This is a genomic window from Micromonospora sp. KC606 (assembly GCF_004348675.1).
Classification (GTDB): domain Bacteria; phylum Actinomycetota; class Actinomycetes; order Mycobacteriales; family Micromonosporaceae; genus Micromonospora.
Genome location: NZ_SMKN01000244.1, coordinates 1 through 8,579, shown reverse-complemented (window position 1 = coordinate 8,579; position 8,579 = coordinate 1). Strand labels below are relative to the sequence as shown.

At 72.4% G+C, this 8,579-nt stretch carries 7 protein-coding genes; 4 read left to right on the top strand and 3 right to left on the bottom strand.

The genetic code is table 11. The features are described from left to right. Positions 1–101: 101 nt before the first annotated feature. From E1193_RS27835 to E1193_RS27825, 3 genes are all read right to left on the bottom strand, one after another. Complete coding sequence (locus E1193_RS27835; RefSeq protein ID WP_132186145.1) at positions 102–797, bottom strand: winged helix-turn-helix domain-containing protein; 696 nt, start codon at positions 795–797, stop codon at positions 102–104. 261 nt (positions 798–1,058) lie between these two features. Then, positions 1,059–1,727 carry a DUF305 domain-containing protein gene (locus E1193_RS27830; protein WP_132186144.1) on the bottom strand — a complete coding sequence of 223 codons (669 nt, stop codon included), beginning with the start codon at positions 1,725–1,727 and terminating at the stop codon, positions 1,059–1,061. Positions 1,728–1,733: 6 nt separating this feature from the next. Then, on the bottom strand, positions 1,734–2,534 hold the full coding sequence (locus E1193_RS27825; protein WP_132186143.1) for a DUF3105 domain-containing protein: 801 nt from the start codon (positions 2,532–2,534) through the stop codon (positions 1,734–1,736). Positions 2,535–2,634: 100 nt separating this feature from the next. Between E1193_RS27825 and argS the strand changes: the two genes are divergently transcribed. The 4 genes from argS to thrC all read left to right on the top strand — a co-directional run bounded on the left by argS (position 2,635) and on the right by thrC (position 8,545). Further along, complete coding sequence (gene argS / locus E1193_RS27820; RefSeq protein WP_132186142.1) at positions 2,635–4,299, top strand: arginine--tRNA ligase; 1,665 nt, start codon at positions 2,635–2,637, stop codon at positions 4,297–4,299. 346 nt (positions 4,300–4,645) lie between these two features. Further along, positions 4,646–6,058 (top strand): diaminopimelate decarboxylase, encoded by a 1,413-nt coding sequence (gene lysA / locus E1193_RS27815; RefSeq protein WP_132186141.1) that lies wholly within the window; start codon positions 4,646–4,648, stop codon positions 6,056–6,058. Positions 6,059–6,066: 8 nt separating this feature from the next. After that, positions 6,067–7,380, top strand: a complete 1,314-nt coding sequence (locus E1193_RS27810; RefSeq protein WP_207922892.1) for a homoserine dehydrogenase — start codon at positions 6,067–6,069, stop codon at positions 7,378–7,380. 115 nt (positions 7,381–7,495) lie between these two features. Then, a complete protein-coding gene (gene thrC / locus E1193_RS27805) occupies positions 7,496–8,545 on the top strand; it encodes a threonine synthase (protein ID WP_132186139.1) in 1,050 nt (349 codons plus the stop codon). Positions 8,546–8,579: the final 34 nt, after the last annotated feature.

Here is an 8,579-nt window from a genome sequence, read left to right as displayed (position 1 = left end):
CCCCCTACCTGTTTGATCATGGGGTTGCGACGAATGGGTCTTCGGGGGCACCGTCAAGCTCATGATCAACGGGCTTCGTGGGGGGCGCTGGGAATGGGGGATCAGGCGGCCAGGAGGGTGCGGCCGCAGCTGGGGAGCGGGTGCAGGACGATGCGGCGCGGCAGGCGGCGCGGCCACTCGCACTTCGGCCACGAGCCGTCGACGATCAGGTGCACCGTCCGCTCCTGGGCGCCGCTGAGGCGCAGCACGAACTCGCGGGGGAGCGGCGGGTCCACGCTCGGCGTGGTCACCACGAAACGCACCCGGCCCCGGGACGACACCGCGGAGATCACGTCCGCAGCCGGCATGGTGCCGCGCAGGCGCACCCGGCCGATCCAGTAGACCTCGGCGGCGTGCTCCTGAGCGGCCCGGGTGATTGCCGGGTAGTCGCTGCGTACCCAGCGCTCGACCGCGCCCACGCAGAGCCCGCAGGCCCGCTCGCGCGGCTCCCGTGGGCCCAGGCCCCAGGCCCGCAGGTACGCGCCGACCGTGCCGTGATCCATCGCCAGCTCGAACCGGCGATGGATCAGTGCGGTGAGGCTCTGTCTCGTCCACAGCTCCTCGTCCAGCCCGAACTCGTCGGGGTGGACGCCACGCAGGACGTCGATCAGTTCGAGTTCCTGTTCGCGGCTGAGCGTTCCGGGCTCGCCCTGCCGGTGTCCGCGACGGACGGCTGCCACCGCTCCGTCACCGCCGATGGTGTGGCGTCGGCACCAGCTGGTGACCGAACGCCGCGCGTCTCTCAGTGCAACCCCCACGTCCTGCGCAACGAGCCCGAATCACTCCTGGTCACGATATGTGGGTAGAAAAGTCTCTCAACCTGCATTTCGCAGCAGATGGTGTATAAGCCGCTAAATCGGGCTAAAGACGGCTGACTGGCCCTTCCTCCGTGATCGAAGACCATGGACTGCTGGCTCGCGCCGCCGCGGCAGCCGCCGGCCGTCCTCGCCGAGAGTCGACGCGGAAGGCCCGCGTGCCGCCGAAGCGGTACGCGGGCCTCGACGCGGCCGGGATGTCGGTCAGCCGCCCAGGCGCTTGAGGGCGTTCTGCAGGTTGACCAGATCCGTCTGCTGGGTGTTCTTCATCGTCCGGGCGACCCTGAGCACGTCGTCGTCGCCGCCGGCGTCGAGGACGCCCTGGATCATGTGGATCCCACCCAGGTGGTGATTGATCATGAGCTGGAGGAAGAGCACGTCCAGCTCCCGGCCCTCGGCGGCGCGCAGCTTCGCCATCTCCTGCGGAGTGGCCATGCCCGGCATCAGCCCGTTCCGCACGCTGGCCCGGCCGTCCGGCATCCAGGCCATCGGCGGCTCGGAGCCGGTCGGATCCAGCCCCCAGGAGCGCAGCCAGGTCTGCATGGTGCCGATCTCACCCTGCTGGCCGCTGGCGATGTCGGCGCCGATCTGACGCACCTCGGGGTCGCCGCCCCGCTGGAAGGCGATCAGCCCCATCTCCACCGCCTGCGTGTGGTGGGTGGTCATGTCCCGGGCGAAGCCGGCCTCGGCGGAGGTGTCGCCCGGGCGGGTGAGCGTGGGAGTCAGCAGGCCGCCCGCGTACCCGAGGAGGAGACCGACCACGACGGCGGCTGCCACCGCCAGGATGCCGAAGCGGCGCGCGGGCTGCCGGTCACCGGCCTCGGTCACCGGGGTCTGCTCAACGTCGCTGTCCGTCGTCGTGGGTGCGGTCATCGGCGGTCACCCCTGCGACGTGGCGCCGGCGTCGCGCGGGGTGGTGCCGGTGGCCGTGATGCCCTGGTTGCAGAGCGCCGTCGGCCCCTCGATGGAGGCGTTCACCCGTAGCGTCTTGATGAACTCGTCGATCCGGGGGTCGTCGGCGTTGTCGACCTTGAGCTGGTATCCCCAGGCCTGCAGCGAGATCGGCTTGTCCAGCCCCTCGAACGGGCTGAGCATCGTCTTCTCCACGCCCTGGACCCGGGCCCGCAGCTTCGCCACCTGGTCGGCCGGCAGGTCGGGACGGTAGGTGACCCAGACCGCGCCGTGCTCCAGGCTGTGCACCGCGTGCTCGCTGGCGATCGGGGCGTCGTAGACGTCACCCATGCAGTTCTGCCAGGCGCCGTTGTGCGGGCCGGCCACCGGCGGGTTGATGTCGTACTTGATGGGGCCGGCCTGGTGCTGGCCGCCCTGGACCAGCTTCTCGTCCTTCGCCCGGTAGTCGGCGATGCCGTCGATCTCGGCGGCGCGCTTCTCCCACGGCTTGGAGCCCTGGAACACGGCCCACGCGCCGTAGCCGATGATTCCGGCGGCCAGCACGCCGACGGCGACGAAGAGGGCGATCGGGCCCCAGGCGCGGCCCTGGCTCACCTTCACCGGCGTCACGGGTTTGCGGGGGCCTTTGCCGCCCGAGCCCTGCCGGGGGGTGCTCGACTTGCCCGCCCCGGGCTTGGCGCCTGCCGCGGGCCGGCCCGCCGCCGGCTTCTTGCCGGTGCTGACCACGGTCGGGCGGCGCTGCGGGCCGCCCGGGGTGCTGATGCTCATCGTGCCTCGTCAGGTCGGTCGGTCAGGGGATCTGGCGGGCCGGGTTCAGATGCTGGGTCGCCGCCGCGGTGCCCGAGTCTACCCCCGCTAGCATGGTTCGGTGACTCCTGCAGAACTCGCCGAGGTCGTCCTGACCGCAGCCCACGCCGTCTTCACCGAGCGAGGGCTGGATCCTGCCGTGCTCCCGGCGACGACGGCCGTCGAGCGACCGCGCAACCCCGAGCACGGAGACTACGCCTCGACGCTCGCGCTGCAGCTCAGCAAGAAGGTGGGCGTGCCGCCGCGGGAGCTGGCCGCCGCGCTGGCCGAGCAGCTCGGCCGGGCCGCCGGGGTGAAGTCGGTCGAGATCGCCGGCCCCGGCTTCCTGAACATCCGGCTCGACGCGGCCGCCGCCGGCCAGCTCGGCCGGGTGATCGTGGAGGCCGGCGAGGGGTACGGCCGCAGCGACCGGCTCGCCGGGCAGAAGATCAACCTGGAGTTCGTCTCGGCCAACCCGACCGGCCCGGTGCACATCGGCGGGGTCCGCTGGGCGGCCGTCGGCGACGCGCTGAGCCGGCTGCTGCGGGCCGCCGGCGCCCAGGTGGGCACGGAGTACTACTTCAACGACGCCGGCTCCCAGATCGACCGGTTCGCCCGGTCGCTGCTGGCCGCCGCCAAGGGCGAGCCGGCCCCCGAGGACGGCTACGGCGGGGCGTACATCGCCGAGATCGCCGAGGCGGTCGGGCGGATCCGGCCGGACGTGCGGGAGCTGGACGACGCCGCGGCCCAGGAGGTCTTCCGGGTCGAGGGCGTCGCGCTGATGTTCGCCGAGATCAAGTCCTCGCTGGCCGGGTTCGGGGTCGAGTTCGACACCTACTTCAACGAGAAGGACCTGCACGACCGGGGTGAGCTGGAGCTCGCACTGCGCCGGCTGCGTGAGCAGGGCCACGTCTTCGAAACCGACGGCGCGACCTGGCTGCGTACCACCGACTTCGGCGACGACAAGGACCGGGTGCTGCGCAAGTCCAACGGTGAGTGGACCTACTTCGCCGCGGACTGCGCCTACTACCTCGACAAGCGCGAGCGCGGCTTCGAGCGGGTCGTGATCATGCTGGGGGCCGACCACCACGGCTACATCGGCCGGATGAAGGCGATGGCCGCCTGCTTCGGCGACGACCCGGAGCGCAACCTGGAGATCCTCATCGGCCAACTGGTGAACCTGGTCCGCGACGGGGCCCCGGTGCGGATGAGCAAGCGGGCCGGCACCGTGGTCACCCTGGAAGACCTGGTCGACGCGATCGGCGTGGACGCCGCCCGGTACGCGCTGGCCCGCTACTCGGCCGACTCCCCGATCGACATCGACGTGGAGCTGTGGACCCGCGCGAAGAACGACAACCCGGTCTTCTACGTGCAGTACGTCGCGGCCCGTACGGCCGGGGTGTCCCGCCAGGCCGCGGGGATCGGGGTGACCCGGGGTGAGGCCGCCGCGTTCCGTCCCGAGCTGCTCGACCACGACAAGGAGAACGAGCTACTCAAGGCGCTCGCCGAGTTCCCCGCCGTGGTCGCCACCGCCGCCGAGCTGCGGGAGCCGCACCGGGTCGCCCGCTACCTGGAGGACCTGGCCGGGGCGTACCACCGGTTCTACGACAACTGCCGGGTCACGCCGAAGGGTGACGAGGAAGTCACCGACGTGCACCGGGCCCGGCTCTGGCTCAACGACGCGACCCGGGTGGTGATCGCCAACGGCCTGCGGCTGCTCGGCGTCTCCGCCCCAGAGAGGATGTGACCCCCGTGCGAGCGCGAGGAGTGAGCTTGCGAGCCCCGCAGTCGCGAAGCGGAGACTGCCTGGTGCGAGCGCGAGGAGTGAGCTTGCGAGCCCCGCAGTCGCGAAGCGGAGACTGCCTGGTGCGAGCGCGAGGAGTGAGCTTGCGAGCCCCGCAGTCGCGAAGCGGAGACTGCCTGGTGCGAGCGCGAGGAGTGAGCTTGCGAGCCCCGCAGTCGCGAAGCGGAGACTGCCTGGTGCGAGCGCGAGGAGTGAGCTTGCGAGCCCCGCAGTCGCGAAGCGGAGACTGCCTGGTGCGAGCGCGAGGAGTGAGCTTGCGAGCCCCGCAGCCGCGAAGCGGGGGTTACTGATGCGCGCACACGAGGCAGGCGCCCTGCACGGCGACATCGGCCATCGAGGGCCGGGGTGGCTGCGTGCCCCCGCCGACGTCAACGCCCTGGTGCCGCAGCTGTGGCCGCGCAACGTCGCGCGGGCGGCGGACGGCGCGCTCGCCGTCGCCGGTCTGTCGGTCCGCGATCTCGCCGCCGAGTTCGGCACCCCGGTGTACGTGCTGGACGAGGACGACCTCCGCTCGCGCTGCCGCGACTTCCGGGCCGCCTTCGCCGGCGTGGACGTCTACTACGCCGGCAAGGCGTTCCTGTGTCGCGCGGTGGTCCGCATGATCGCCGAGGAGGGCCTGCACCTCGACGTCTGTACCGGTGGTGAGCTGGCCACGGCGCTGTCGGCGGGGATGCCGGCGGAGCGGATCGGCTTCCACGGCAACAACAAGTCGGTTGCCGAGCTGACCCGGGCGCTCGACGCCGGGGTGGGGCGGATCATCCTCGACTCGTTCACCGAGATCGACCGGCTCACCGCGCTGGCCCGCGCACGGGGCATCCGGCCGAGGGTGCTGATCCGGGTAACCGTCGGCGTCGAGGCGCACACCCACGAGTTCATCGCCACCGCCCACGAGGACCAGAAGTTCGGCTTCTCGCTGGCCGGCGGGGCGGCGGCCGAGGCGGCCTTCCGGGTGCTCGACGAGGGCGTGCTGGAGCTGCGGGGCCTGCACTCGCACATCGGCTCGCAGATCTTCGACGCCAGCGGCTTCGAGGTCTCCGCCCGCCGGGTGCTCGCCCTCCAGGCGCAGATCCGTGACGCGCGTGGGGTGGAGCTGCCCGAGCTGGACCTCGGCGGCGGCTTCGGCATCGCGTACACCACCCAGGACGACCCGGCGACCCCGCAGGACCTCGCCAAACGGCTCCGCAAGATCGTGGAGTCGGAGTGCGAGAGCGAGCGGCTGGCCGTGCCGCACCTGTCGATCGAGCCCGGCCGGGCCATCGTCGGCCCCGCGGTGTTCACCCTGTACGAGGTCGGCACGGTCAAGTCCGTGCTCCTGGGCACCAGCGGTGACACGGCCGCCGGGCGTCGGTGCTACGTCAGCGTGGACGGCGGGATGAGCGACAACATCCGCACCGCCCTCTACGACGCGTCGTACTCCGCCACCCTGGCCGGCCGGGCGTCGGCGGCGAAACCGCTGCTCGCCCGCGTGGTGGGAAAGCATTGTGAGTCCGGGGACGTCGTGGTGAAGGATGAATTCCTGCCCGCCGACGTGCAGCCCGGAGATCTTGTCGCGGTGCCCGGCACGGGTGCGTACTGCCGGAGCATGGCCAGCAACTACAACCACGTGCCCCGCCCCCCGGTGGTCGCGGTGCGTGACGGCCAGGCCCGGTTGATCGTTCGACGGGAAACCGAAGAGGACCTGCTCGCTTTGGATGTGGGATGACGTCACCTGTGCGCTTGGCGCTGCTCGGTTGCGGGACCGTCGGCGGTGAGGTGGTCCGGCTGCTGCACGAGCAGGCGGCCGACCTCGCCGCCCGGATCGGCGCGCCGCTGGAGATCGCCGGCATCGCCGTACGCCGGGTCGGGCGGGACCGCGGCGACCTGCCGGTCGACCCGGCGCTGTTCACCACCGACCCGCTCGGGCTGATCAAGCGCGACGACGTGGACGTGGTGGTCGAGGTGGTCGGCGGCATCGAGCCGGCCCGGAGCTGGCTGGTGGAGGCGCTGCGGGCCGGCAAGAGCGTGGTCACCGCCAACAAGGCGCTGCTCGCCGAGGACGGCGCGACACTGCACGACGCGGCCGCCGAGGGCGGGGCCGACCTCTACTACGAGGCCAGCGTGGCAGGGGCGATCCCGCTGCTGCGCCCGCTGCGCGAGTCGCTGCACGGGGACCGGATCAACCGGGTCACCGGAATCGTCAACGGCACCACCAACTTCATCCTCTCCGCGATGGACGCCACCGGCACCGGCTTCGCCGAGGCACTGGAGGAGGCGACCGAGCTGGGGTACGCCGAGGCGGACCCGACGGCCGACGTGGAGGGCTTCGACGCCGCCGCGAAGGCCGCCATCCTCGCCTCGCTGGCCTTCCACACCCGGGTCACCGCCGCCCACGTGCACCGCGAGGGCATCACCGAGGTGACCGCCGCCGACGTGGCCAGCGCCAAGGCGATGGGCTGCACGATCAAACTGCTCTGCATCGCGGCCCGGGGGGTCGACGCCGCCGGCCGGGAGACGGTCAGCGTCCGGGTGCACCCCGCGATGATCCCGCTGACCCATCCACTGGCCAGCGTCGGCGACGCGTTCAACGCGGTCTTCGTCGAGGCCGAGGCGGCCGGGCAGCTGATGTTCTACGGCCGGGGGGCGGGCGGCGCGCCGACGGCCAGCGCCGTGCTCGGCGATGTGGTGGCGGTGGCCCGCAACCGGCTCGCCGGGGCGCGGGCGGCCAGCGAGTCCGCGTACGCCGACCTGTCGGTGCGGCCGATGGGGGAGGCGCTCACCCGCTACCACATCAGCCTCGACGTGGCCGACCGGCCGGGCGTGCTGGAGTCGGTGGCCGGGGTGTTCGCCCGGCACGAGGTCTCCATCGCGACCGTGCGGCAGGGGCCGGCGGGCGGCGGCCCGGCCGGTCGGGGCTCCGAGGCCGAACTGGTCATCGTCACCCACGTCGCGCCGGACGCCGCCCTCGCGGCGACCGTGCGGGAGCTGCGCGGGCTGGAAATCGTCCGGTCGGTGGCCAGCGTGCTGCGGGTCGAGGGCGGGGCGTGACCCGGCGTCTCGCCTGGTGGTTATGGGTAGGTGCGGTGTGCGGCGGTCCGGCAGGGCGGGCCACCCTGGAAGGGGCCCCGACTCCGAGCGGGGCGGCAGAGGCGAGGAGAACGACATGTGGCGGGGTCTGATCGAGACGTACCGGGACCGGTTGCCGGTCACCGACGCGACCCCGGTCGTCACCCTGCACGAGGGGAACACCCCGCTGCTGCCCGCCCCGGTGCTCTCCGCCCGGCTCGGCTGCGACGTCCACCTGAAGGTGGAGGGGGCCAACCCGACGGGCTCCTTCAAGGACCGGGGCATGACGGTCGCGGTCTCCAAGGCGGTCGAGGCCGGCGACAAGGCGATCATCTGCGCCTCCACCGGCAACACCAGCGCCTCCGCCGCCGCGTACGCGGCGCGCGCCGGGATCACCTGCGCCGTGCTGGTGCCGCAGGGCAAGATCGCGCTGGGCAAGTTGGCCCAGGCGCTGGTGCACGGCGCCCGGCTGCTGCAGGTCCAGGGCAATTTCGACGACTGCCTCTCGCTGGCCGCGAAGCTCGCCCAGGACTACCCGGTCGCCCTGGTCAACTCGGTCAACCCGGACCGGCTGCACGGGCAGAAGACCGCCGCGTTCGAGATCGTCGAGGCGCTCGGTGACGCCCCCGACATCCACTGCCTGCCGGTCGGCAACGCCGGCAACGTCTCCGCCTACTGGATGGGCTACCAGGAGGACGTGGCGGCGGGCAACGCCAGCAGGGCCCCGAAGATGTACGGCTTCCAGGCCGCCGGGGCGGCCCCGATCGTGACCGGCCAGGTGGTGCCCGAGCCGTCCACGATCGCCACCGCGATCCGGATCGGCAACCCGGCGAGCTGGACGAAGGCGATCGACGCCCGGGACGCGTCGCAGGGGTTGATCGCCGCGGTCACCGACCGGGAGATTTTGTCGGCGTACCGGCTGCTCGCCCGCGAGGTGGGGGTCTTCGTCGAGCTGGGCAGCGCGGCCAGCGTCGCGGGCCTGCTCCAGCAGGCCGCCGCGGGCCGGGTTCCGGCCGGCTCCACGATCGTCTGCACGGTCACCGGCCACGGCCTGAAGGATCCCGAGTGGGCCATTTCCACCGCCCCGGTCCCGGTGACGATCGCCAACGACCCCCTGGCCGCCGCCCGCTCCCTCGACCTGGCCTGACCCGGGCCCTCACCCCCGCGCCCCGCGGGTCCCG